We start from the raw sequence: 23906 nt of genomic DNA, 5'->3' as shown, positions 1-23906 counted from the left end.
CATGGGTCGATTCAGCTTGGGTACTGTTCTCCTGTCAACATGGTATCTCCTCAGGCCGCGCACGCGCCACCATGGAGGCAGGCAGCGGATCGGGTGACGCTGCGCAAGCTATTGATTGATCCGTAGCCACGCGGTTGCCGGGCAATCGCGCGGTCCGTGGCATCGGCGAAGCACTCATCGCCGGGTGCGACTGCGGGAGCCAAGGTGGTCTGGTCATCATGGTCCGCCGGCGGTAGCGGGAGGCTTGACTACCGGGTCAGCTGCAGATCCACGTTCGATTGAAGACGAAGCCTCTACATTTAGCCCTGCGCGAACCCAGGAGCCCCCACCCTTCTGATGCCCTACGAGACACGTTCATGAGCAACGGATGCACGCACTGGCAGTATTCCCCAAATGGGGGATTCCGCGTCCGCGCGGTGCGCGAATCCTGAACGGCCGGGCAGCGCACCATCGATTCCGAAGCGAACCCCATCTGATAGCCTCCGCATCACATTCACCTCCCTGAACCTTCAGCACCATGTCCATCATCGATGATTACGTCGCATTCACCAAGCGCTGGGAAGGCGGCCTCAGCAACAAGACCGCCGATTCAGCCTCGGCCTTTCCTTGCCCCACGCCCTATAAGGGCAAGACAGGCTACCACACCAATGTGGGTGTTACCTACAAGGTGTGGAAGTCGTTGTTCGGATCGAACGAGGACCAGCGCTTCTTCGCGATGAACTCCGACGATTGGTGGAACGTGTTCAAGACCCTTTACTGGAACGGCGTTCGCGGCGACGAGTTCAAATCGAAGAACGTCGCCATCTTCGTTACGGGCATGGCTTGGGGCAGTGGCGGCAAGCAAGCGACCAAGTCATTGCAGACCGCGATCCGGAATTGCGGTGTGCCGATCGATGTGGACGGCAGGCTCGGGAATGAGACCATCGCGCTCGCGAACAGTTGCGCGCCGCAGAAGCTGTTCGATGCCCTCACCGCGGAACGCGAGCGCTTCTTCCGCGCAATCGCCGCCCCGGGCACCCAGAACGCGGTCTTCCTGAAGGGCTGGTTGAACCGCCTCGAGGACTACAAGCGCACGTTCAGGCCTTGAGGAGCTGCGGTAGCTGACAAGGACCGCATTGAGCGGGAGGTGCAAGCGGCACTTCCCGCTCTTGCATTCCAGGGGGGCGCGAGCATGCCCACTTGTAGAACAGGACGATCCAACCACGTCTCACACGGATTACCATCAACCGGCTGTTGCGCTGGAAGCAGGGGTTGCTGGGCGCCTCGGCGCAGGAGGTGGTGCCGATTGCAAGAAGCGCTGGGGCCAAGAGCACCTGAACAACATGCTTGAAGGCCACGGCCTTTGCTTCCAGTAGCTTCGCGCGCCGCGAGCGCCTCCTTGGCGCGATTCGCCGCCCCATGGCCTCCCGCCGTTCCGCACAAGCCTTCGCCGACGCTCCGCGCCCCACCATCACGCGCGCCACCTTGCGCAAGGCCACGCGCGTGTTCCGCTACCTGAAGCCCTACCGGCTGGCGTTCGCGGGCGGACTGCTCCTGCTCTTCGTCACCACGGGGCTCTCGCTCCTGTTCCCGCTGCTGCTGGGGCAATTGGTGGATGCCGCACGCGGCGATGCCGGCGCGCAGACCGAATTGCTCAAGCGCATCGACGAGGTGGCGCTCACCTTGCTGGCGGTCTTCGCGGCGCAGGCCTTCTTCGGCTTCTTCCGCATCTACCTCTTCAGCAGCATCACCGAGGGCATGCTGGCGCGGCTGCGCACCGACACCTACGACCACTTGCTGAAGCTGCCCATGGCCTTCTTCGCGCAGCGCCGCGTGGGCGAGCTGAACAGCCGCATCAGCGCCGACATCGCCATGCTGCAGGATGCGCTCACCACCAACCTCGCGGAGCTGATCCGGCAGGTGATCGTGGTGGTCGCGGGCATCGTGCTGCTCACGCAGGTCAGCATCGACCTCACGCTCACCATGCTCGCCATCATCCCAGTGGTGGCGCTGGTGGCGGTCTTCTTCGGAAGGTTCGTCACCAAATTGAGCAAGCAGGTGCAGGACCGCATCGCCGACACCGGCGTGATCGTGGACGAGACGCTGCAGGGCATCCAGAACGTGAAGGCCTTCGCCAACGAGCGCTGGGAGGCGCTGCGCTACGGCAAGGCGGTGCACGAGGCGCGCGGCCTGGCGCTGAAGGGCGCGCGCTGGCAGGGCGCCTTCGTGAGCTTCATCATCCTGTGCATGTTCGGCGCCATCGTGCTGGTGATCTGGCGCGGCGTGCGCATGCTGCCGGCGGGTGAGATCAGCATGGGCGAGCTCTTCACCTTCATCCTGTACAGCATGTTCATCGGTGCCAGCATCGGCGGCTTGCCCGAGCTGGTGAACCGCATGCTGAAGGCCATCGGAGCCAGCGAGCGCTTGATGGACCTGCAGGAGGAGAGCGCGGAGCCGGTGACCCTGGAAGAGCGCAAGGCCGCGCTGGAACTGAAGGGCGCCATCGCCTTCGAGCAGGTGGCCTTCCATTATGCCAGCAGAGCTGATGTGCCCGTGCTGCGTGAGGTGAGCTTCACAGCGAAGCCCGGCGAGCGCATCGCGCTGGTGGGCCCCAGCGGCGCGGGCAAGAGCACGGTGGCCTCGCTGGTGCTGCGCTTCTACGATCCGGTGAGCGGGCGCGTGCTGATCGATGGCCAGGACGCGCGCGGATACGACCTATCGGCCCTGCGCGACCGCATGGCCATCGTCCCGCAGGAGGTGCTGCTCTTCGGCGGCAGCATCCGCGAGAACATCGCTTACGGTAGGCCCGGGGCAAGCGATGCCGAGATCGAGGCGGCTGCGCGCAAGGCCAATGCGCACGACTTCATCGCCTCCTTCCCCGAAGGCTACAAGACCATCGTGGGCGAGCGCGGCATCCAGCTCAGCGGCGGCCAGCGGCAGCGCATCGCCATTGCCCGCGCGGTGCTGAAGGACCCCGCAATCCTCATCCTCGACGAGGCCACCAGCGCATTGGACAGCGAGAGCGAGCGCCTGGTGCAGGAGGCCTTGGAGCAATTGATGAAGGGCCGCACGAGCCTCGTGATCGCGCATCGGTTGAGCACCATCCGCGATGCCGACCGGATCCTGGTGCTCGACAAGGGCGTGGTGGCCGAGAGCGGCACGCACGAGGAGCTGATCGCGAATGCGAACGGCTTGTACAGCAGCTTGAGCCGCCTGCAGTTCGAGTCCGCTACAGCGTGACCTCCACCACCTTCTTGGTCGCGAAGAACTCCTCCTCGAAGAACTCGCTCAGCGCATGCACGCGGTAGCGCTGCTTCACAGGCAATAGCTCGTCGGCGAGCTCGCCGCCCTTGAGGTAGTACAGCTTCCCCTCCCCTTTTGGTACCAGGTGCTTCGTCATGCGCAGGAACTCCGGTAAGGTGGTGACGGCGCGGCTCACGATGAAGTCGTAGCGCTGTTTATGGTCTTCGCTGCGCACCTGCTCGGCCGTGCAATTGGTGAGGCCCAGTCCTTCGATCACGCCTTTCACGGCCATGATCTTCTTGCCGATGCCGTCGATGCCGTGGAAGGTGCAGTGCGGGAAGAGGATGGCGAGGGGAACCAGCGGGAAACCGCCGCCGGTGCCTAGATCAACAATCCGGCTGCCCTTCTTGAACTGCACCACCTTGGCGATGCCTAGCGAGTGCAGGATGTGCCGCTCGTAGAGGTGCTCGAAGTCCTTGCGCGAGATGAGGTTGACGCGGGCATTCCAATCGGCGTAGAGCGGGCCGAGGCGGGTGAAGAGCTCGCGCTGGTGGGCGGTGAGCTCGGGGAAGTACTTGGCGATCAACTCAACGCCCATGATGATGGGGTGCTTGGTGAGACGCCGGATAGCCTGCCAACCCACTGTCCTGCGCGCACGGCTTCCGGCGTGACGCGTAGAACGCGGCGGTGAGCTCGGGGAAGTACTTGGCGATCAACTCAACGTCCATGATGATGGAGTGATTCGTGTGACGCCGGATAGCCTGCCAGCGCGCTTGCCCGCGCACTCGGCTTCCGGCGTAACGCGCAGAACGCGGCGGTGAGCTCGGGGAAGCACTTGGCGATCAACTCAACGCCCATGATGATGGGGTGCTTGGTGTGACGCCGGAGAGCCTGCCAACCCACGGTCCTGCGTGGACGGCTTCCAGCGTGACGTGCGGAACGAAGAGCGCGCACGGTTTCCGGCGTGACACGCGAAGGACGGCATGCTCAGATCGAATCCTTGCGCGCGTCGAGCAGGCCCATGAGGAACTCGCGGGCGCGGAAGAGCTGGGCCTTCACGGTGCCGAGGGGCAGGTCGAGCTCCTGCGCGATCTCCTCGTAGCTGTACTCCTGGTAGTAGCGGAGCTCCACCAGCTGCTTGTAGCGCGGCTTCAGCTTGTCCACCACTTCGCGCATCACGGCGTTCTTCTGGTTGCGGATGGCCACATCGGCGGGATCGGGGCCATGGCCCTTGAGCTCGATGGTCATCTCGTCGCCGTCGTCGGTGCCGATGGGCGCATCGATGGAGAAGGTCTTCTTCTTCTGTTTCCGGATCCAGTCGATGCAGTTGTTCGATGCGATCTTGAAGAGCCAGGTGCTGAAGGCGTAGTTCGGCGTGTATTGCTTCAGCCGGATGAAGGCCTTGCCGAAGGCCTCGATGGTGAGGTCCTCCGCATCGTCCTTGTTGTTGATCATCTTCAACAGCATGAAGTAGATGCTGTCGCGGTAGCGGCTCATCAGCTCGGCATAGGCCTTCTGGTCGCCCTTGTCCACGGCCTTGCGCACGAGGATGTAATCGTACCGGGCCTTCTCACTGAGGTTCTCGTTCACTTCCATCGTTTGGGCTTTACGAGGATCGTGCTGGCGTACAGCAACGGATCCAAAAGTAGGAACAGCCATTCCAAGGGCAGGGCGAGCCAGGCGATGGCACCGGCCTGCAAACGGCGCAGCGCGGCCATGGCCACGGGCTGCAGCAGCAGGAGCTGCGCGCCGATGCCGATGCCGGCCTCCACCCAGCGCTGCCTCACGAGCAGCACGGCGAGGGCCGCCCAGAAGACCATGCGCGCCAGCGGCAGCAGCATCAGCAGCAGCTGGTGGCCGAAGCGGTAATGCAGCGCGGTGGTGTAGTGCCTGCGCTTGCGCCGGATCCAGGTGGGCAGATCGGGCGTGGGCCGCGTGGTCATGAAGCTCCGCGGATCGGCCACCACGGCGGTGTTGCCACGGCGCGCCACCTCGTTGATCAGGAGATCATCGTCGCCGCTCATGAGGTGGTTGTGCTGCTTGGGGCCGCTGGCGCCGAAGAAGACCTCGCTGGCGTAGCCCAGGTTGCGGCCCACCCCCATGTACGGGATGCCCGCCTGCGCGAAGCCGAGGTATTGCATGGCCTTGATGGCGCCATCGTAGCGCTCGAGCACGCTGCCCAAGCCGGGCGACTTCGCGTACGGGCTGTGGCCGATCACGATCTTCCTGCCATCGCGGAAGCCGGAGGCCATCAGCGCGATCCAATCGGTGCTGGCCGGCACGCAGTCGGCGTCGGTGAGCAGCACATGCGGGTGCGATGCGGAGCGCACCCCCACGCCCAGCGCGATCTTCTTCCCGTAGTTGAAGCGCTCATCGGCCTGGATGTTCACGGGCTTCAGGAGCGGGTACTTGGGCTTCATCCATTGCAGGATCTCCCAGGTATCATCGTCGCTGCGGTCGTTCACCACCACCACCTCGAAGGCGCGGTGGTCCTGCTGCATGAGTGCGGGGATCAGCTCCTCGAGCGTGCGCGCCTCGTTGCGGGCGCAGATCACCACGCTGACGGGCAGGTCACGGTCGGGCTGGGCCGTGCGCTTGCCGAAGGCCAGCCGCGCGAACATGAGCGCATGGTAGGCCAGCAGCACCACGAGCGCGCCGAGCATCACTTGGAATTCAATGGACCACATGCAATCGCGAAGCCGCAGCAAGGCGGCGCAAGCGCTGGCGAAACTACCGGGGGCGCTAGTCGTGCGACGGCTGCGCCAAAAGCAGTTATGAACACCGATTCCGCGCTGAGCGCAGCGGACGCCCCAGCCTAGATTCGCGGCCACCCGATGCACTTCGACCTGATCGCCAACGACCCGCATTCCGCTGCGCGGGCCGGAGTCCTTCATACTCCCCACGGCGCCATCCCCACCCCGGTCTTCATGCCCGTGGGAACATTGGGCGCGGTGAAGGCCGTGCATCCGCGCGAGCTGAGGAACGACCTCGACGCGCCCATCATGCTCAGCAACACCTACCACCTCTACCTGAGGCCAGGGACCGAGGTGCTGGAGCATGCGGGAGGCCTGCACAAGTTCAACGGCTGGGACCGCCCCATCCTCACCGACAGCGGCGGCTTCCAGGTGCACAGCCTCAGCGACATCCGCAAGATCACCGAGGAAGGCGTGCGGTTCCAGAGCCACATCGACGGCAGCGCGCACCTGTTCACGCCGGAGAGGGTGATGGACATCCAGCGCAGCATCGGGGCCGACATCATCATGGCCTTCGATGAATGCACGCCATGGCCCTGTGAGCGCGGCTATGCTGAGAAGAGCATGCACATGACCCATCGCTGGCTCGACCGCTGCATCAATCGATTGGATGAGACGCAACCGAAGTACGGCCACGAGCAGGCGCTCTTCCCCATCGTGCAGGGCAGCACCATCGGCGAGCTGCGCAAGCAGAGCAGCGAGTACATCGCGGCGAAGGGCGCCGCGGGCAATGCCATCGGCGGCCTCAGCGTTGGGGAGCCGGAGGAGGAGATGTACGCCATGGCCGAATTGTGCTGCGGCATCCTTCCGAAGGACAAGCCGCGCTACCTCATGGGCGTGGGCACGCCTTGGAACCTGCTGGAGAACATGGCGCGCGGCATCGACCTGTTCGATTGCGTGATGCCCACGCGCAATGGCCGCAACGGCATGCTCTTCACCCGCGAGGGCATCGTGAACATCAAGAACAAGCAATGGGCCGATGACCATGGCCCGCTCGACCCCACCGGCACAAGCTGGGTTGACAGCGCTTACTCGCGCGCCTTCGTCCGCCACCTGTTCCAGAGCGGCGAGATGCTGGGCCAGCAGATCGCCAGCCTGCACAACCTCGGCTTCTACATCAGCCTGATGCGCGAAGCCCGCGAGCGCATCATCGACGGTAGCTTCACCGCGTGGAAGAACGCGTTGTTGCCGAACCTGAAAGTGAGACTATGATGATGCGCCAGCACGACGTTGGGCTTCAGGCCGCGGGCCGCGGGCTTGTCCGCGATCCAGCCCGCGGCCCGAGGCCCGAGGCCCGTGCGCAGGCCCTTGCGCGATAGCCCAGCACATGCTCCGCATCCTCGACCGCTACATCCTCCGGAAGTTCCTGGGCACCTTCTTCTTCATGCTGGTGCTCATCATGCTGGTGGCCATCGTCTTCGACCTGAGCGAGAAGACCGAGGACTTCGCGCGCACCAAGCCCAGCGCCCACGCCATCGCCTTCGATTACTACGTGAACTTCGTGGTGTTCTATGCCAACCGCTTCAGCGGCCTCTTCACCTTCCTGGCCGTGCTGCTCTTCACCAGCCGCCTGTCGCACCGCAGCGAGATCATCGCCATGCTCAGCAGCGGCGTGAGCTTCCCGCGCCTGATGCGGCCCTACGCCATCGGCGCCACGCTCATCGCCGTCCTCAGCTTGTACGTGAACCACGAGCTGCTGCCCAAGGCCAATGAGAAGCGCCTCGCTTTCGAGGAGGATTACGTTCGCGTGGTGGCCTTCATGGTGAAGGACCGGCACCTGCACCGCGAGATCGCGCCGGGGCTGATCGTCTACGGCGAGCGCTTCTCCATTGAGACGCTCACCCTGCACGACTTCGGGCTCGAGCGCTGGGAGAACGGCGCGCTGCACAGCAAGCTCGACGCGGAACGGGCCGTGTTCGACAGCATCAGCGGCCATTGGCGCGCCATCAACTACTCGCGCCGCGTGATGGGCGCACAGGGCGATGTCCTCACGCGCGGACTCGAGCTCGATACCGTGCTGCCCTTGCGCCCAGCCGACCTCGGCCAGCGCGTGGAGACCGCCATGGCCATGCCCACCGGTGCGCTCAACACCTACATCGCCGACCGCCTGCGCCAGGGCGATGGCCGCGTGGGCCCTTACCTGATCGAGAAGCACCAGCGCACCGCTTATCCCCTCGCCACCTACATCTTCACCCTCATTGGCGTGGGCATCGCCAGCCGCAAGGTGCGCGGCGGCACCGGGCTCCACATCGCCGTCGGCGTGATGCTCGTGCTCGTGTACTTCTTCGTGGTGCAGTTCACGACCGTGGCCGCCACCAACGCCGGCATGGACCCCTTCCTGGCCGTGTGGCTGCCGAACCTCGGCTACGCGCTGATCGGGGTCTGGATCTACCGCACGGCCCCGAAGTAGGCCAACGGCCCATCACATCCTTTCATCGGAATATTGCGATGATGCCAGTACATCGTAATATTGCGATCTATTAACGAACCATGGGACTCATCAAGGCCGACCTCTTCACCGATGAGCAGAACCGCATGGCCGCCCTCGCCAAGGTGCTCGGCCATCCGGCGCGCATCGCCATCCTGCAATACCTCGTGAAACGGGGCACCTGCGTGAACGGCTCGCTCGTGGAGGAACTGGGGCTGGCGCAGGCCACCATCAGCCAGCACCTGTGGGAGCTGAAGAACGCCGGGCTCATCCAGGGCACCATCGAAGGCACCAGCGTGAGCTACTGCATCGACCCCAAGGGCTGGAACACGCTGAAGAAGGGCATGGACAAACTGCTCACGAGCGTGAGCAACAACTGCTGCTAGATCACCCTTTACGGGCGCGGCATGACGCGCCCCAACAACCAAGAACCATGAACACCGCTCAAGAGACCAAGGACATGGTCCGCGCCAGGTACGCGGAGATCGCCCAACAGGACAAGGACACCAACGCCAGCAGTTGCTGCGGCGCCGGTGGCTGCAGCACGGAGGTTTACAACATCATGACCGATGACTACACCCAGGTGGAAGGCTATAACCCCGACGCGGACCTCGGGCTGGGCTGCGGGCTGCCAACGCAATTCGCCGGAATCAAGAAGGGCGACACGGTGCTCGACCTGGGCAGCGGCGCAGGCAACGATTGCTTCGTGGCGCGCCACGAGACCGGTGAGGACGGCCGCGTGATCGGCGTGGACTTCACACCCGAGATGATCGCCAAGGCGAAGGAGAACGCGAAGAAGCTCGGCTACCAGAATGTCGAGTTCCGCCAGGGCGACATCGAAGCGCTGCCGCTCACGAGCAACATCGTGGACGTGGTGGTGAGCAACTGCGTGCTGAACCTGGTGCCCGACAAACGCAAGGCCTTCAGCGAGGTGCTGCGCGTGCTCAAGCCTGGAGGCCACTTCAGCATCAGCGATGTGGTGCTGCGCGGTGACATCCCCGCACGGTTGAAGGAAAGCGCCGAGATGTATGCGGGCTGCGTGGCCGGTGCCTTACCGGAGAGCGAATACCTCGGCATCATCCACGACCTCGGATTCGAGCAGGTGACGATCCAGAAACGGAAGCCGATCAATCTGCCGGACGACATTCTCTCCAAGTACCTCAGTGCGGATGAGATTGCCGCCTACAAGGCCAGCGGCGCTGGCACCTTCAGCATCACGGTATCGGCGCACAAACCCGGCAAAGTGACCCAGAAGGACGCCTGCTGCGCACCGAACGCCGAGGGCACCGAAAAGGTGAAGCTGGCCACGGGTGAAACCTGCGGCTACGGGATCGATAGCACCTGCTGCTGATGCGCATCCTCGTGCTCTGCACCGGCAACAGCTGCCGCAGCCAGATCGCCCACGGCTACCTGCAGCACTTCGGCGGGTCCGCGGTCGAAGTGCTCAGCGCAGGTGTGGAGACGCACGGCGTGAACCCACGCGCGATCGCGATCATGAAGGAGGACGGGATCGACATCAGTCGCCACACGAGCAACAACGTGGACGAGTACCGCGACCTTGCCTTCGATCATGTGATCACCGTGTGCGACAACGCGAAGGAGCGCTGCCCTTGGTTCCCCACCAGCGCGCAGAAGCACCACCGCGACTTCACCGACCCGGCGAAGGTCTCGGGCACTGAAGCGGAGATCATGGCTGCATTCCGTCGGGTGCGCGACGAGATCAAGGCCTATTGCAAGGACTTCATCGCGCAGCATGCATGAGGCGCTACGTCGCAGAGCTGATCGGGACCTATGCGCTCGTCTTCGCGGGCACGGGGGCGATCATCATCAACGAGCAGACCGGCGCGCTCGGGCACTTAGGCGTTGCGGCCACCTTCGGGCTCATCGTGCTGGCGATGATCTATGCGTTCGGCGACTTGTCGGGCGCGCACTTGAACCCGGCCGTGACGATCGGGTTCGTGGTGGCCAAGCGCTTCCCTTTGAAAGAGGCCGCGCCCTACATCGTCGCGCAGCTCAGCGGCGCGTTGCTCGCATCGCTGACACTGCGCTTCATGTTCCCGGAGAACGCCACGCTCGGCGCCACCTTCCCTACCGGTAGTGAGATGCAGAGTTTCATCCTGGAAGTACTCCTCACTTACTTCCTCATGCTCGTGATCCTGCAGGTGGCGCATGGCTCGAAGGAGGTGGGCGTGATGGCCGGCATCGCCATCGGTGCGGTCGTTGGCCTGGAGGCGCTCTTCGCCGGCCCGATCACCGGGGCGAGCATGAACCCGGCGCGGAGCATCGCACCGGCGCTGGTCTCGGGTGATTTACGGGCGCTATGGATCTACATCGTTGCTCCGGTGCTTGGGGCGCTGCTGGCCGCCAACACTTGGTCCTGGCTCCGGAATTCACTTTCGGCATGAATACCCCGCTCGGCCTCCGCGCGAATTGGAAGCAGTTCACGCTGCTCGTCATCGTCAACGCATTCGTGGGCGGCATGGTGGGCGTCGAACGCACCGTGCTGCCCGTGCTCGCGGAGCTTGAGTTCGGGGTCGCTTCGCATGCCGCTGCGCTGAGCTTCATCATGGCCTTCGGCGTCAGTAAGGCGTTGGCGAACTATTTCACCGGAAGGCTTGCCGGGCGCTATGGTCGCAAGGCCTTGCTCATCACCGGATGGCTGCTGGCACTTCCTGTTCCATTCATGCTCATCTACGCCGATGCCTGGGCGTGGGTGGTAGCGGCGAACATCCTGCTTGGCATCCACCAAGGCTTCGCGTGGAGCAGCACCGTGGTGATGAAGATGGACCTCGTGGGCGAAAAGGACCGCGGCCTCGCCATGGGCCTCAATGAGTTCGCCGGTTACCTCGCCGTGGGCGGCATGGCCTTCCTCACCGGCTATCTGGCTGCGCAGTACGGTCCGCGACCGGTGCCCTTCCAGGTGGGGATCGGCATCGCGGTGATCGGCCTGTTGCTTACGCTGCTTTGGGTGAAGGACACCGTGCACCATGTAGCGGCAGAGAGTGTGACCAGCGCGATCCCGAAACTCAAGCGCGTGTTCGTGGAGGCCAGCCTCACGCACCGCACGCTGGGCAGCGTCACTCAAGCCGGGCTGGTGAACAACCTGAACGACGGCATGCTGTGGGGCCTGCTGCCCGTGCTGCTGCTGAACGAGGGCCTCGGCCAGGAACGCATCGGCCTCATCGCCGCCGTGTACCCCGCCGTGTGGGGCCTTGGCCAGCTCTTCACCGGCAAGCTCGCCGATCATGTGAACCGTCGCTCGCTGCTGATCATCGGGATGGTGCTGCAAGGCCTCGCAATCCTCGGTCTGCCATTCGTGCATGCACAAGGTGCTTACATCGCGCTCAGCGCAGCGCTCGGACTCGGCACCGCGCTGGTCTACCCCACGTTCCTCGCAGTGCTCGCCGCGCACACGCATCCGCAACAGCGCAGTGAGGCCGTGGGCGTGTTCCGCCTGTGGCGTGACCTCGGCTATGCCATCGGCGCGCTGATCACCGGCCTCATAGCAGATCGCTTTGGGATCACCGCTTCCATTCTCGCCATCGGTACGGTAACGGTGCTCAGCGGCGTGGTGGTGTGGTGGCGAATGCCCAGCGAGCGCAAGTGCCTGGACCCGGAAGACCTGAAGCCTATGCTTGGAAAGCCCAGCGTGATCGTGGTGGATGTGCGCAGCCCCGAGGAATACGCCAGCGGACACCTGCCCGAAGCGATCAACATCCCGATCACCGAGTTGATTGAACGCGTCAGGGAGTGGTCGCCTAAAGAGCGGATCGTCACCGTGTGCGCCAAAGGAGGTGGACGCAGTGCCCAGGCCGCGCAGGTGCTCCGCGACCTGGGTTTCGAACGGACCTGGTGGTTGTGCGGCGGTACATTGGGCTGGACTTGAACACCCCGCCCATGCGAATGCTCCTCTTCATGGTGCTACTCTTCCAGGCCGGTCACGCGCACGCACAAGGGCCAGCGGCGCGCTCTGCACCAATGGAGTCACTTCGCGTCGAGCTCGAGCGCATATACGACCTCGATCAGCGCGACCGGAATAACGTGCACCACTACATCCCGGGTGCGCAAAAGGACAGCGTGATCGCGCATATGATCATGCAGGACAGCTTGAACCTGCAGCGCGTGATGGCCATCATGGACAGTGCGGGATGGTTGGGTGAGGATGCGATCGGCCACAAGGCGAACACCGCACTCTTCCTGGTGATCCAGCACGCCGATGCTCATCCTGGCCGGCAGGCCGAATACCTCGAGCTGATGCGCGAAGCCGTGGAACGCGGCGCTGCGAAGCCGCACCAACTGGCCATGCTCGAAGACCGTGTAGCCGTGAACCATGGCCGTCCCCAGATCTTCGGATCGCAAATCGGCTGGAAGGATGGCAAGGGCTTCGTGCAACCCATCGCGGATGAGGAGCATGTGAACGAGCGCAGGGCTGCCGTGGGACTTGAACCGCTGGAGAAATACGTCGAGCGATTCGGCCTCACCTGGTCGGCGCCGGTGAAGAAGGAGCGTGTGCTGTTGATGCCAACCAACCCGCGCTGAAAAGCGGATTTCGTTGCGCGCATGGAAGCCTCCCTTCTCCTCATCCCCGCCGTCGCGCTCGCCGCATCGCTCATCACGCTCATCAGCGGCTTCGGGCTGGGCACCTTGCTGTTGCCGGTGTTCGCGTTGTTCTTCCCGCTGGAGGTGGCCATCGGCCTCACGGCGGTGGTGCACCTGCTGAACAACCTCTTCAAGCTGGGTCTGCTCTGGAAGGACATCCATTGGCCCACGGTGCTGCGCTTCGGCGTGCCCGGTATCGCGGGTGCCTACCTCGGCGCTCGGCTCATGCTCCAGCTGGGAGCGCGCGAACCGCTCTATCCCGGCGTGCTGCATCCGGTGGATCCGCTGGACCTCGTGATAGCAGCGCTCATGCTGGTCTTCGGGCTTCTGGAGCTCTCGAATACCATGAACCAGCTCTCGCTGCCTTCTCGCTGGATGGTGCCCGGCGGCTTCATCAGCGGCTTCTTCGGCGGGCTCAGCGGTCACCAAGGCGCGTTGCGGAGCGTGTTCCTCTTGCGCAGTGGACTCGCCAAGGAGGCTTTCATCGCAACGGGCGTGGCCGTCGCCTGCCTCGTGGATCTCACGCGCCTGCCCACCTATGCGCGCGGCGACATCCTCATCATGGCGAAGGAGCAGTGGCCGTTATTGCTTGCTGCCACCCTTGCGGCCTTCACCGGTGCGTGGTGGGGCAAGAAGCTCATCCCGAAAGTGACGCTGCGCGGCGTGCAGCTCACCGTGGGAGTGCTGATCCTGGCGATCGCAGGGCTGCTGGCATCGGGCACGATTTGATCCGCCCCGGATCCGATGCGCCAACGCGCTTCCTTGATGAATTCACGGTCAATCATCCGGATCAATTCGTCGCTGAGCTACAGGACCCGGTTCAATTCCCCGTTCATGGTGGTGAACTCGAGGGAGGCCTTGAGGAAGACGTTCTTAACCCGCACATCAGCTACATAGCGGTTGCGATTCTCTCGGCGAAGCACCATTCCTTGCGCATGTGCAGGTCGATCAACCGGCTCATGAGTGCTGGTTGATGCAGTGAGGATGCATCATCGTGACCAACGGCCACTGCCAAGGCCAAACCCGACCTTTACAGGCGCAGCCGGAATTTCATCACCGGTTCGCCCATGCCCACCGCCTACACCGTTTACGTCATCGAGCTCGCCCGCAAGGTCTACACCGAGGACCGCAGGTTCCGCGAGGCCAATCCGCAGTACAACGGCGTGCTGGAATGCGTGTACGTGGGCATGACGAGCAAGACGCCGCAAGAGCGCCTCGCACAGCACAAGACCGGCGCGCTGAGCAAGAAGGGGCACAAGCTCAGCAGCAGCATCGTGCAGAAATACGGGCGCTACTTGCGGCCGAGCCTGTACCGGGACATCGGCCCCTTGAGCCGGGCAGAGGCGCTGGAAGTGGAGAAGGGCCTTGCGCAAGAGCTGCGCAGCAAGGGCTACGCGGTGTGGACGAACTGAGGGATCCACGCCGTCATCCATCGAATCACGACAATCCGTTCCTTCACCGCATGCGCCATCTGGTCACATGCCTGCTTCTCTTGTCCCTTTCCACTGCTCGGGCCCAAGTGCTGCCGGCCTACGCGCTCTTCGATGCGCAAGGCAAGCCGCTATCGCACAAGCGCATGCTCGCGAAGGCGGGCGCTGCCGATGTGGTCCTCTTCGGCGAGCTGCACAACAATTCCATCGCGCACTGGCTGCAGCTGGTGATGGCGCGCGAGCTGGCAGCACGCGGACCGCTGGTGCTGGGCGCTGAGATGATCGAGGCCGACGACCAGGCGGCGCTGGACCGCTACCTGCGCGGCGAGATTGATCAGGCAGGCCTGGACACGCTAGCGCGCCTGTGGAAGAACCATTCCACCGACTACGCTCCGCTAGTGGACTTCGCGAAGGAGAAGGGCTTGCCCTTCATCGCGTGCAACGTGCCCCGGCGCTTCGCGCGTGCGGTGAACAAAGGCGGCTTCGCGGCGCTCGATACGGTGGCCGCAGCGGAGCGCGCTTTCATGGCCCCGCTGCCCATCCCCTTCGATGCAACGCTCCCACGCTATGTGGCCATGCTGGAGATGATGGAAGGGCATGGCACGCCCCAAATGGTGATGGCCCAGGCGCTGAAGGATGCCACCATGGCGCACTTCATCGCACAGCACGCGAAGGCCGGCGCGCGCTTCCTGCATTTCAACGGCTCATACCACAGCGATTTCCACGAGGGCATCGGATGGTACTTGCGCCGCGCACGTTCCGAACTGAGGCAATTCACCATTGCCACCGTGACTCAAGAGCAATTGAAGACGCTCGATGCGGAGCACCTCGGCAAGGCCGATGTCATCCTCTGCGTGGATGCGGCAGTGCCAGGGAGTTACTAAGAGAAGCGGGTAGCGGTTCGTCCATGATCGATGGCCTCAGCCCGGAGTAGGTCAGTCCTGGCGATCGATCCGCATGAAAAAACCCAGTAACGACTCGCGCCCTCCATTCGGAACCTGCTACTGCGGCTCGGCGGAGCCATCAGCGAAGGTGCGGCCGTACAGAACAATCGCCTCCTCCACGATCCGCAGCGCCTCTTCCCTGCCCAGGAACTTCTCCACCTTCACCTCCTTGCCTTCCAGCGTCTTGTAGTCCATGAAGAAGCGTCGGATCTGGATCTCGGTATGCGGCGGCAGGTCGGCCACATCCTTCATGTGGTTCACGCTCTCGTCGTTGGAGGCCACCGCGATGATCTTGTCATCGGCCTCGCCCTGGTCCACCATGCGCATCACACCGATCACCGTGGCATCCACCAGGCAGAGGTGCGGCAGCGTGAGGCTGGTGAGCACCAGGATGTCCAGCGGGTCCTTGTCGTCGCAGTAAGTGCGCGGAATGAAGCCGTAGTTGGCCGGGTAGTGCACGGCGCTGAAGAGCGCGCGGTCCAGCATCAGCAAGCCGCTTGCCTTGTGCAACTCGTACTTCCCTTTGCTCTCCTTGGGGATCTCGATGATCGCATTGACGCGTTGCGGGGCGTGATCGCCGGTGGAGATGTCGTGCCAGGGATTGGTCATGCGGCGAAGATCAGTCGATCGGAAGATGCAGGTTCACGATGCCATCAGCAACTTCACCCCTGCCGTGATCAGAACCGCGAAGAGCACGAAGAGGATGGCCCGGGCGCCGAACCGCGTCACGCCCAGCCAGGAACCGATGATGCCGCCGAGCACCACCGCCAACAACCACCACGGCAGGTAGGGGTCGAAGACGGCCCCCGCCATGCGCGATCCGAAGAGCCCCGCCAAGGAGTTGATCAGGATGAAGAGCGCGGCAATGCCGCTGACATGCCGAACGGCGGCCCATCGGCCTGCGATCAGGATCGGTGAGAGGAAGATGCCGCCACCCACGCCGATGATGCCCGAGAGGAAACCGATGGGCGCGCCGATCAAGGCCCCAAGCCATGGTGGCAGCTCGCTCGGTTCGCGCTCTTGTGCAGCGATTATCGCACGCCAGGCCATGAGCGCCGCGGAAAGAACGAGGAAGGCGCCAGCACCGCGCGCAAACCATGCCGCGGGCAACTGCAAAGCGCCACCGAAGTAGGCCAAGGGCATCGCGGTGATGATCACCGGCAGGAATGCCCGCGCATCGAAGAGGCCCGCGCGGAGGTAGCGCCAGCTCGCGATCCCCGCCACCGCGACGTTCAGCACCAGCGAGGTGGGCTTGATCGTTTCTGGCGCGAAGGAGAGAAGCGCCATGATGGCCAGATAGCCCGATGCCCCGGCGTGGCCTACGCTGCTATACAGCACAGCGATGCCGAAGAAGAGTAGAAGGGCGAGGAAGTGGGGATCCATTCAGCGAATAAGGAATGAAGAATGCAAAATGTAAAATGCAGAACGTGCAACGACGGATCCAAGGGTCACCTTCGTCCCGGATGGTTCTGCGTTCTTCTGTTCTTCATTCTGGATTCCGCATTCTTCATGCTCATCCCTCCCACTCCGCCCAGCTCGTGGCCGTCTCCTGCAACCGCGCAGCGCGCAGCCTCACCTCGGCGGGCATCTTCGGCGCCAGTTCATCCACGATCGCGAGCAGGATGTTCTCGCAGGTGGGCTGATAGGAAGTGAAGATGACCCGGCCGAAGAGCGCGTTCGACAGGTCCACCGACCCCTTCTCACGATCGTGCAGGAAGAGTGCGTGGTCGTAGCGGTCCACGATGGGCCTCACCATCCGCTTGAGGTCGGCGAAGTCGATGACCATGCCATCCTTGGGATGACCGGGCGCGTGGGCAGGCGTGCCTTCGATGGTGATATCGAGCACGTAGCTATGGCCATGGATGTTGGCGCATTGGCCATCGTGGCAGCGCAGGGCATGCGCCATCTCGAAGCTGAATCGCTTGGTGACTCGGACGGTGCGGGGAAAGGTCATGGGCGGCGAAGATCGGCGTGGCGGCCGATCCTCGATCACGCCGACCGGTACGCCACCTCGTGGTAGGTCTTCACATGCGGGCCCAGGAACACGCGCGCATAGATGCGGATGAGGGCAAGGCCGTTCAGCACGAAGCTCAGCGCCACCAGAGCGGCAAGGACGAGCTGATCCGGATGGATGTGCGAGAAGATGAGGTCCTCGCCCAGGAAGGTGGGCGTGATGGGGAATCCCGCCATGCCCAGGCAGGCGATGAGGAAGGCCAAGGCGATGCGCGGATGCTCGAATACATGCCCGTGGAAGCGGCCGAGGTCCACGTTGCGCTCCGTGCGGCGGAGCCGGTTGATGGCGATGATGGCGAGCGCGCCGCAGGCGATCACGCCGCTGAGGTAGATCAGCGTATGGCTGAAATCGAAGTGCTCGTTGAAGGAGATGGCGAGCGCTATCCAGAAGTGGCCCATGATCACCATGGCCAAGGCGCGGCGCACATGGCGTCGCTCGGTGAAGGCGCGCAGCACGAGCACGAGGCCGATGAGGCCCATTGACACGGGCAAAGCGCGCTGCAGCCCGGGCGCCAGCCGATCGACCTGCCAGAGCGCGATGAGCCCAGCGATGAACACGGGGAGGAGGATGGTGATGGAGCGGTTGATGTTCAGCGCGTCGAGGGCCCGGCCCAACCGCTTCAAGGGATTCCAGAGCCACCGGTACATGAAGGTGTCCAGGTCCCATTCGCGCAGGCAGAGCACGTAGAGGGTGTACTCCAACCGCTTCGGCAGGGTATCCTCGAAGCTGTGCTCGCGCGGCGTGAAATGGTAGAACTGCTCCCTGATGAGGTAAGTGACCACCGATGGCGACACCAATAGCTGATAAGTGCGCAGGAAGGCGTTCCCCATGAAGTGGACCAAGGCGAGCAGTTCGAGCCCAAGCGCCACCTCGATGAAGATCAGGCCGATCTGCGAGATGGAGCTGTAGGCGATCTGCGCTTTCACCGACGACTGCACGCGCGCGGTGCCTGCGGCCAGCAATCCGGTCGCGAGTCCGAGAAGCGCTATGAGCACCCGCACGCTGAATTGATGCTCCCAGAACGGGAAGGTGCGCATGAGCAGGAAGGCCCCGATGTGCACCGAGAGCGAGCCATAGAAGATCGCGCTGCTCGGCGTGGGGCCCTCCATGGCGCGCGGCAGCCACGAGGAGAAAGGCAATTGCGCCGATTTCGCCGCAGCGGCGAGCAGCACCGCCAGCGAGATGAAGGCCCCGACGAGCGTGTGCTGGCCCAGCTGTTCGTGGACGAGCACATAGTTGTGCAGCTTGTGGAAGGTGATGTTCTCGTGCCAGAGATGATGGCTCATCCACATCGCCAGGATCAGGCCCACATCGCCCACGCGGTAGATGCTGAACACCTTCACGCTGTTCTTCACGGGCAGGTAACGGTCGCGGTAGAAGCCGATGAGCAGGAACGAGGAGAGGCCCAGCAGCTCCCAGCCGATGAAGAGCGTCTCGAAGTTGCCGGCGAGCACCGTGAGCGAATAACCGGTGAGGAAGAAGAGGATCGTGTTGAAGAAGCGCTTGTAGCCCGGCTCCCGGTGCAGGTAATACCGGCTGTACACGGTGATGAGGAAGGTGAGCACCGCGCCCATGAAGAGGTAAACGGCCGTGACGCGGTCGAAGTAGAGGTCGATGAAGAACTCGTAGTCCTCCGACCGGAAGAGCACCAGCTCCTTCACGTTGATGGCGCCGAAGCCGCCGATGGCCCAAGCCACGATGAAGCCGCTGATGAGCGCGGCCTGCGCAGCAGCCGTGAGGTAGGCCACGCGGGAGAGCGCCATCTCCGCGCGGCGCTTCAGCAGCAGGCTGATGAGGAAGCCGGCGAAGGGCACGAGCACGAAAAGGGGGAGCAGCAGGTGCATCATGCTCCGATGATCGCGATGTGCGCGTTCCCCTCCACACGCTCTATGTCCGGCAGCACATCCCTGGTGAGCGGCAAATCGCGCGTGAACGGCTCAAAGGGCACGAAGGCTCCTTTGGCATACCGGTGCATGCTCCGGTCCACCGGATGCACCGTGACCAGCTGCACCCACTCGTTCACGAACCACTCGTGCGTCGCGGCCACGCGCTGGATGGTGCGGAGCACCAGCTGCGGCTCCTGCTCCACCACCACCAGCAGCCGCAGCGGGTCATGCACCTCGATCATCTGCGCGGGCAGGCCCGGCCGCAGGTCGCCCTCGATGCCGTTGGCCACGCCGATGAGGCCCATGACGTTGTGCGGGAGCTTGGTCCCCGCGCCGAGCTTCTGGTTATCGACCCGGGAGAAGTAGTACTCGAGGTTGATGCCGCCGCACACGGGCGCCACGGCATTGAGGATGCCGAGCAGCAGGTTGCCATCCGGGTCATGCAAGGGATCGTAGGAGTTGAGGAAGGCTCGTCGATCGAGGAACACGGATCGCGTGAGCGCCCTTCGGCCCACGATGGCCGCTGCATTGGTGGCGTGATTGTATTCAGGCCTCGGCTCGAAGAGCGAGACCGAGCGGCGCTTCACGCGATCATGCACCGTTTCCCCTTTCATGGTGCTATCGATGCTCGGGAAACGGCGCGAGCGCTCCTTGGCATTCCGTTCCAAGGCTTGGGCGAAGGTGCCTTTGTTGCGCGCGTGGGCCGCGGCTTGCGCCTCGTCCAGCGTGCCCTCATCGTAATAGGCGATCTCGTCGCGCGTGGTATCGTGCAGGGCGCCGAGGAACCGCGTGCCGTCCGGGATGACGATGCCGCGATCGCGCAAGAGCGCGCGGACTCCGGGATGATTGGCCATCTGGCAGAAAACGCGGGCATTCACCGAGCCCGGTCTTCCGCTGCACGCCCCGCAATCGTAGGCCGCATAATGCGGGTTGTTCACGCTGCTGGCGCCGTGGCCCACCACGTACACCACCGGTGCGAAGTCCTTCACCAATCCGATGCTCCGCAAGGTGGCCTCCACGCGCTGGGCCATCTCAGGAACCATGAAGCCCACCTGCAGGCCATCCTCGAAGAGCCCGCAATGCTCCACCGTGAGGCTGGCCTGCCCATCCATATGCTTGAACGAATCGCTGGTGCCCGGCGTGCTCCTGGGCCAGAAGATGCCCACGAAGAGCTTGAGCGCCGACCAGAAGCCCAGCGATTGCGAGATGAGCCAGCCGCCAACGAGGCCATGCGCGTGCCGGGTGAAATGCACGTCGCGATGCATCCTGCCGCTGCTGTCAACCTCTTTCACCAGGAACTTGGGCTGCACCGGGGCGGGCGCCACCTTGGTATGGAACTTCCCGTGCTCCGGCTTGTAGTGGAATTCCACGCCGAAGAAGCCTGCAGTCCCGTAGGTGCCGAACCCAGGATCAAGGTGCTCAAGGTGCCGGCGCAAGGAGCACTCACGGTCGTCGATGCAGAAAATGGCCTGCGTGCGTTCCCCGGTCCGCTTGAGCCAATCCGCCATGTCGATGCCCGCGAGCAGCTCATCGTACCAGGTCCATTCATAGGCCTCTTGCCAGAGCGCGCGCACCTGATCCACCTCTGTTTCCGGGACCCGATCGAACAAGGGCTTGGGCCGGTGCTTCATGCCCTCCGCCAAGGGCTGCCATCCCATGGGGAACTGCCGGTCCAGCGCGTCCACCTCCAATAACAGCTCGAACAGGATCACTTCCTTCAGGCTGATGCGGCGGCGATCCAGCAGGCTCGCCGGTGCGCCTTCGATCACGGCCACGAGGCCGCTCCAGCCGCTGTGCGCGAACTGCTGGTCGAAGAGGTAATCGGCATAGAGCGCGCTATCGCCTACGAGCAATCCAAGCAACGCCTCGATGTCGGTTCCTTCATCCAGCAGGAGGCGCTGGGCGCGTTCGCCGCGCAGGAGGCCGCTCCAAGCATGGCGCTGCAGCTCACGGACGCTGGCCAGGAAGCCCTTGTCCCACACCGGGAACTTCCAGATGGCGATGCCTTGGTCGAGGTAGCTGTTGAGCACCCGGAAGAGCAGCGTGTGCGTGAGCGCATCGAGGTCGATCCGGCGGTCGCGCTTCCAATGCGCGCGCAGCGAACCGATGCGCGGCACGATCGCATTGTCGTAGGGCTTCTCCAACAGCTTATGCTTCCAAGCGGCGAGGCCATTGATGCCATGCCGGGCCACGATCTCGCGATCGAGCGCCTCGGGCCGGATGCGCCCCTCGCGGAAAAGCCTGCGGTACTCGTTCACCGTGAGGTACACCTTGTACCCGAAGATGCGGGAGGCCTTCATGAGCGCCTCGTGGAAAGGCATGTGCTGGAAGGCGTGCAGCGTGTTGTGGTGGATGAAATCCTTCAACGGGGCCTGCGCGGGCAGATAGTGCCTTAAGGCGTGCAGCACGGCATGCTCATCGAACACCGTCTCGGACGCGTCCGCTCCCATCACTGCCGCCTGCTGATCAATCCGCATCCCGTCGCAAAAGTGGCCCGGGGCAGCGGCGCCTTCATGAGAGCCGGATTAAAGGGCCAAGGGCAATCGCACCATTGCCACGGTCCCCTTCCCTTCCACCGCATTGATCTCGAATCGCCCGCCATGGACCTGCATGATCCGATCCACGAGGGCCAGGCCGATGCCATGCCCATCGAGCGGGGCAGCATCGCTGCCGCGGTAGAAGAGCTCCTTCACGCGGGCCACCGCCTGCGCAGGAATGCCCGCGCCGTCGTCGGTGACCGTTGCCTCCACTTCATCACCGATGATGGAGATGCGGAGCTCAACGCGCTCGCCACCGTACTTCACGGCATTGGTGAGCAGGTTGTAAAGCGTTGCGGTGAGCAGCACGGCATTGCCTCGCACCAGCGGCTCGCGGCCTTCGGCATCGGCCTCCATGGCGAAGCGCACCGGGCGATCAGGATAGCGCGCGCGGCAGCGATCCAGCGCGCGCTCCGCAGCCTCATCAAGTCGAACGGCCTCCGTCGGGATCCGCTCGGCAGCGCCCCCGGTCTGCGCCAGCCAGAGCAGCTGCTCCAGCAGGTCCTGCATCACCATGGCCTGCTCATCGATGCCCTTGAGGCGCTGCATCATGGCGCTGTTGCCGTCCGCGAGCTGCCTGGCCTGATGCGCTTCGCCACGCAGGATGGTGAGCGGGGTGCGGAGCTCATGGCTGGCGTTGGCGATGAACGAGCGCTGCACGCTGAAGGCCATGTCGATGCGCGAGAGCAGCTCGTTGAAGGTGGTGGCCATCTCAGCCAGTTCGTCGCCGCGGCGCAGGGGCACGGGGAGGCGCTCGGTGGGCTCGTGGATCTCAGCAGCCTTTCGCACCAGCAAGCGAACGGGCACCAAGGCCCATGAAGCGTAAAGCCAGGAAAGGCCAGCGGTCATGAGCAAGGCCACCAATCCGGTCAGGAGCATCGAACGCCGCAGCTCGGCCATTGATTCCAATCCATGCGCATCGATGGCGGAGGACATTGTGTAGCGGATCCCGAAGGGCAACGTCTCAGGCCGGTCGACCACCACGTACTGGCGCCTGCCCTGGGTGATGCGGGCACGCCCCTTCCGAGTTGCGGTCTCGCGCCAGCTCGCGGGCATCTCGATCGGCGAGCGCTGGAACATCACCTCGCCCAGGGTGTCTATCACCACGATGCTCTCATCGGGGAGCGCATCGCGCAGTGCCTGGGCCAGATGCTCGGCTTCCGCCATCGGCATGCTGCGCGATTCAACCAGTATGCGCTCAACGAGCACGGCGCGGTCCTCGAGGCGCTCGAAGAACTCCTCTTCGCGCAAGTGCTCGCTTTGCGCATGCACCAGCACGGCGAACAAGGCCAGCAGCGCACCGACCAGCACGGTGAACACGATGGCCATGCGCAAGCGGAAGCTCATGGCCGTTGGTCGCTCAGCACATAGCCCATGCCCGTGACCGTATGGATGAGCGGATGGCCGAACGGCTTGTCGATCTTCCTGCGCAGCATGTTGATGTACACGTCAACCACGTTCGATTCGGCCTCGAAACTCGTGTCCCAGACATGATCGAGGATGGTGTTCCGGTCCGTGACCTTGCCTTTGCGCTGGAGCAGGAAATGCAGCAGGCCGTATTCGCGCGCGGTGAGCTTGATGGGCTGATCGGCCCGCGTCACGCGCTTGGCTTCGTGGTCCATCACCAGGTCGCCGCAGACCAGCAAGGCCTCGGAGCCTCGACCGTGGGCGCGCCTGATCAAGGCATTCACGCGCGCCAGCAGCACCGTGACGTCAAAGGGCTTGGGCAGGTAGTCATCCGCGCCGGCGCCGAAGCCCTTCACCTGCTCCTCCACTCCATCAAGCGCGGTGAGCATGAGGATGGGCACATGCGGATCCGACGCGCGCACATGGCGGCACACCTCGATGCCATTGCGCTTGGGCAGCATCCAGTCCAGCAGGATGATATCATAGCGCTGGGCCAAGGCCAGCCGCTCGCCTTCGGCTCCATCCATCGCGGCATCCACGGTGAAGCCCTGCTTCTCCAGTTCAGTGGACAGGAATGCCGCCACCTTGGGTTCGTCCTCGACGATGAGCGCGCGCATCGGATGCGGGGCGAAAGTAGCCGGGACGCCGTGCAGCACATGTTGATCGGGGCTTTAATGAAGCTCTCA

General features: G+C 63.8%; 23 protein-coding genes. 13 read left to right on the top strand and 10 right to left on the bottom strand.

Translation table 11 applies throughout. The features are described from left to right. The first annotated feature begins 517 nt into the window (after nt 1-517). Together IPK70_05065 and IPK70_05060 are read left to right on the top strand one after the other, a co-directional pair. Nucleotides 518-1087, top strand: coding sequence for a hypothetical protein (locus IPK70_05065; protein MBK8226527.1), 570 nt, complete (start codon nt 518-520; stop codon nt 1085-1087). Between the two features lie 311 nt (nt 1088-1398). Continuing rightward, nucleotides 1399-3219 carry an ATP-binding cassette domain-containing protein gene (locus IPK70_05060; protein ID MBK8226526.1) on the top strand — a complete coding sequence of 607 codons (1821 nt, stop codon included), beginning with the start codon at nt 1399-1401 and terminating at the stop codon, nt 3217-3219. Here IPK70_05060 and rsmG read toward each other — a convergent pair. From rsmG to IPK70_05045, 3 genes are all read right to left on the bottom strand, one after another. Beyond that, entirely contained in the window at nt 3209-3820 is a 612-nt protein-coding gene (gene rsmG, locus IPK70_05055; protein MBK8226525.1) for a 16S rRNA (guanine(527)-N(7))-methyltransferase RsmG, read from the bottom strand. The two genes, IPK70_05060 and rsmG, sit on opposite strands and share 11 nt — an antisense overlap. 389 nt (nt 3821-4209) lie before the next feature. After that, complete coding sequence (locus tag IPK70_05050; GenBank protein MBK8226524.1) at nt 4210-4818, bottom strand: sigma-70 family RNA polymerase sigma factor; 609 nt, start codon at nt 4816-4818, stop codon at nt 4210-4212. Next, nucleotides 4809-5909 carry a glycosyltransferase gene (locus tag IPK70_05045; GenBank protein ID MBK8226523.1) on the bottom strand — a complete coding sequence of 367 codons (1101 nt, stop codon included), beginning with the start codon at nt 5907-5909 and terminating at the stop codon, nt 4809-4811. Before IPK70_05045 ends, IPK70_05050 begins: the two co-directional genes overlap by 10 nt. A gap of 147 nt (nt 5910-6056) precedes the next feature. Here IPK70_05045 and tgt point away from each other — a divergent pair, with 147 nt between their 5' ends. From tgt to IPK70_04990, 11 genes are all read left to right on the top strand, one after another. Beyond that, nucleotides 6057-7187: a tRNA guanosine(34) transglycosylase Tgt gene (gene tgt / locus IPK70_05040; GenBank protein ID MBK8226522.1), complete on the top strand. Its 1131-nt coding sequence runs from the start codon at nt 6057-6059 to the stop codon at nt 7185-7187. Between the two features lie 115 nt (nt 7188-7302). Further along, on the top strand, nt 7303-8385 hold the full coding sequence (locus IPK70_05035; GenBank protein MBK8226521.1) for an LptF/LptG family permease: 1083 nt from the start codon (nt 7303-7305) through the stop codon (nt 8383-8385). An 80-nt stretch (nt 8386-8465) separates the two neighbouring features. Continuing rightward, nucleotides 8466-8789 (top strand): winged helix-turn-helix transcriptional regulator, encoded by a 324-nt coding sequence (locus tag IPK70_05030; protein ID MBK8226520.1) that lies wholly within the window; start codon nt 8466-8468, stop codon nt 8787-8789. A gap of 47 nt (nt 8790-8836) precedes the next feature. Next, a complete protein-coding gene (locus IPK70_05025; protein MBK8226519.1) occupies nt 8837-9754 on the top strand; it encodes an arsenite methyltransferase in 918 nt (305 codons plus the stop codon). After that, complete coding sequence (locus IPK70_05020; GenBank protein ID MBK8226518.1) at nt 9751-10164, top strand: arsenate reductase ArsC; 414 nt, start codon at nt 9751-9753, stop codon at nt 10162-10164. The genes IPK70_05025 and IPK70_05020 overlap by 4 nt, the downstream gene beginning before the upstream one ends. Next, complete coding sequence (locus IPK70_05015) at nt 10161-10808, top strand: aquaporin (GenBank protein MBK8226517.1); 648 nt, start codon at nt 10161-10163, stop codon at nt 10806-10808. Before IPK70_05020 ends, IPK70_05015 begins: the two co-directional genes overlap by 4 nt. Next, a complete protein-coding gene (locus IPK70_05010) occupies nt 10805-12289 on the top strand; it encodes an MFS transporter (GenBank protein ID MBK8226516.1) in 1485 nt (494 codons plus the stop codon). The genes IPK70_05015 and IPK70_05010 overlap by 4 nt, the downstream gene beginning before the upstream one ends. 11 nt (nt 12290-12300) lie before the next feature. After that, nucleotides 12301-12942 (top strand): hypothetical protein, encoded by a 642-nt coding sequence (locus IPK70_05005; GenBank protein MBK8226515.1) that lies wholly within the window; start codon nt 12301-12303, stop codon nt 12940-12942. A 21-nt stretch (nt 12943-12963) separates the two neighbouring features. Next, on the top strand, nt 12964-13731 hold the full coding sequence (locus tag IPK70_05000; protein MBK8226514.1) for a sulfite exporter TauE/SafE family protein: 768 nt from the start codon (nt 12964-12966) through the stop codon (nt 13729-13731). 338 nt (nt 13732-14069) lie between these two features. Beyond that, the gene (locus IPK70_04995; GenBank protein MBK8226513.1) at nt 14070-14414 is read left to right on the top strand and encodes a ribose-5-phosphate isomerase; all 345 of its coding nucleotides are present in this window, start codon (nt 14070-14072) and stop codon (nt 14412-14414) included. A 50-nt stretch (nt 14415-14464) separates the two neighbouring features. Next, on the top strand, nt 14465-15316 hold the full coding sequence (locus IPK70_04990; protein ID MBK8226512.1) for a ChaN family lipoprotein: 852 nt from the start codon (nt 14465-14467) through the stop codon (nt 15314-15316). Between the two features lie 117 nt (nt 15317-15433). On the opposite strand, the gene IPK70_04985 is transcribed toward IPK70_04990, so the two are convergent. The 7 genes from IPK70_04985 to IPK70_04955 form a co-directional block, all read right to left on the bottom strand. Continuing rightward, complete coding sequence (locus IPK70_04985) at nt 15434-15985, bottom strand: inorganic diphosphatase (GenBank protein ID MBK8226511.1); 552 nt, start codon at nt 15983-15985, stop codon at nt 15434-15436. Nucleotides 15986-16018: 33 nt separating this feature from the next. Then, nucleotides 16019-16759, bottom strand: coding sequence for a sulfite exporter TauE/SafE family protein (locus IPK70_04980; protein MBK8226510.1), 741 nt, complete (start codon nt 16757-16759; stop codon nt 16019-16021). 130 nt (nt 16760-16889) lie between these two features. Next, the gene (locus IPK70_04975; protein ID MBK8226509.1) at nt 16890-17330 is read right to left on the bottom strand and encodes a 6-carboxytetrahydropterin synthase; all 441 of its coding nucleotides are present in this window, start codon (nt 17328-17330) and stop codon (nt 16890-16892) included. Between the two features lie 35 nt (nt 17331-17365). Then, complete coding sequence (locus IPK70_04970; GenBank protein ID MBK8226508.1) at nt 17366-19234, bottom strand: hypothetical protein; 1869 nt, start codon at nt 19232-19234, stop codon at nt 17366-17368. Next, the gene (locus IPK70_04965) at nt 19234-21726 is read right to left on the bottom strand and encodes a DUF2309 domain-containing protein (GenBank protein MBK8226507.1); all 2493 of its coding nucleotides are present in this window, start codon (nt 21724-21726) and stop codon (nt 19234-19236) included. The genes IPK70_04970 and IPK70_04965 overlap by 1 nt, the downstream gene beginning before the upstream one ends. A 75-nt stretch (nt 21727-21801) precedes the next feature. Continuing rightward, nucleotides 21802-23160, bottom strand: a complete 1359-nt coding sequence (locus IPK70_04960; GenBank protein ID MBK8226506.1) for a HAMP domain-containing histidine kinase — start codon at nt 23158-23160, stop codon at nt 21802-21804. Continuing rightward, nucleotides 23157-23837, bottom strand: a complete 681-nt coding sequence (locus IPK70_04955; GenBank protein ID MBK8226505.1) for a response regulator transcription factor — start codon at nt 23835-23837, stop codon at nt 23157-23159. The genes IPK70_04960 and IPK70_04955 overlap by 4 nt, the downstream gene beginning before the upstream one ends. Nucleotides 23838-23906: the final 69 nt, after the last annotated feature.

The organism is Flavobacteriales bacterium (assembly GCA_016712535.1).
GTDB lineage: Bacteria > Bacteroidota > Bacteroidia > Flavobacteriales_F > PHOS-HE28 > PHOS-HE28.
The sequence above is the reverse complement of the archived record's forward strand: the minus strand, read 5'-3'. Positions and strand labels throughout refer to the sequence as shown.

Bases quoted from the DNA above. Each gene is read 5' to 3' on its own strand.
- IPK70_05045 (MBK8226523.1), bottom strand. From the start codon at position 5,909: ATGTGGTCCATTGAATTCCAAGTGATGCTCGGCGCGCTCGTGGTGCTG.
- IPK70_05025 (MBK8226519.1), top strand. From the start codon at position 8,837: ATGAACACCGCTCAAGAGACCAAGGACATGGTCCGCGCCAGGTACGCG.
- IPK70_05050 (MBK8226524.1), bottom strand. From the start codon at position 4,818: ATGGAAGTGAACGAGAACCTCAGTGAGAAGGCCCGGTACGATTACATC.
- rsmG (MBK8226525.1), bottom strand. From the start codon at position 3,820: ATGGGCGTTGAGTTGATCGCCAAGTACTTCCCCGAGCTCACCGCCCAC.
- IPK70_04980 (MBK8226510.1), bottom strand. From the start codon at position 16,759: ATGGATCCCCACTTCCTCGCCCTTCTACTCTTCTTCGGCATCGCTGTG.
- IPK70_04990 (MBK8226512.1), top strand. From the start codon at position 14,465: ATGCGCCATCTGGTCACATGCCTGCTTCTCTTGTCCCTTTCCACTGCT.
- IPK70_04965 (MBK8226507.1), bottom strand. From the start codon at position 21,726: ATGGGAGCGGACGCGTCCGAGACGGTGTTCGATGAGCATGCCGTGCTG.
- IPK70_05060 (MBK8226526.1), top strand. From the start codon at position 1,399: ATGGCCTCCCGCCGTTCCGCACAAGCCTTCGCCGACGCTCCGCGCCCC.
- IPK70_05005 (MBK8226515.1), top strand. From the start codon at position 12,301: ATGCGAATGCTCCTCTTCATGGTGCTACTCTTCCAGGCCGGTCACGCG.
- IPK70_05065 (MBK8226527.1), top strand. From the start codon at position 518: ATGTCCATCATCGATGATTACGTCGCATTCACCAAGCGCTGGGAAGGC.
- IPK70_04995 (MBK8226513.1), top strand. From the start codon at position 14,070: ATGCCCACCGCCTACACCGTTTACGTCATCGAGCTCGCCCGCAAGGTC.
- IPK70_05035 (MBK8226521.1), top strand. From the start codon at position 7,303: ATGCTCCGCATCCTCGACCGCTACATCCTCCGGAAGTTCCTGGGCACC.
- IPK70_04985 (MBK8226511.1), bottom strand. From the start codon at position 15,985: ATGACCAATCCCTGGCACGACATCTCCACCGGCGATCACGCCCCGCAA.
- IPK70_04970 (MBK8226508.1), bottom strand. From the start codon at position 19,234: ATGCACCTGCTGCTCCCCCTTTTCGTGCTCGTGCCCTTCGCCGGCTTC.
- IPK70_05015 (MBK8226517.1), top strand. From the start codon at position 10,161: ATGAGGCGCTACGTCGCAGAGCTGATCGGGACCTATGCGCTCGTCTTC.
- IPK70_05010 (MBK8226516.1), top strand. From the start codon at position 10,805: ATGAATACCCCGCTCGGCCTCCGCGCGAATTGGAAGCAGTTCACGCTG.
- IPK70_05000 (MBK8226514.1), top strand. From the start codon at position 12,964: ATGGAAGCCTCCCTTCTCCTCATCCCCGCCGTCGCGCTCGCCGCATCG.
- IPK70_04975 (MBK8226509.1), bottom strand. From the start codon at position 17,330: ATGACCTTTCCCCGCACCGTCCGAGTCACCAAGCGATTCAGCTTCGAG.
- IPK70_04960 (MBK8226506.1), bottom strand. From the start codon at position 23,160: ATGAGCTTCCGCTTGCGCATGGCCATCGTGTTCACCGTGCTGGTCGGT.
- IPK70_05030 (MBK8226520.1), top strand. From the start codon at position 8,466: ATGGGACTCATCAAGGCCGACCTCTTCACCGATGAGCAGAACCGCATG.
- tgt (MBK8226522.1), top strand. From the start codon at position 6,057: ATGCACTTCGACCTGATCGCCAACGACCCGCATTCCGCTGCGCGGGCC.
- IPK70_04955 (MBK8226505.1), bottom strand. From the start codon at position 23,837: ATGCGCGCGCTCATCGTCGAGGACGAACCCAAGGTGGCGGCATTCCTG.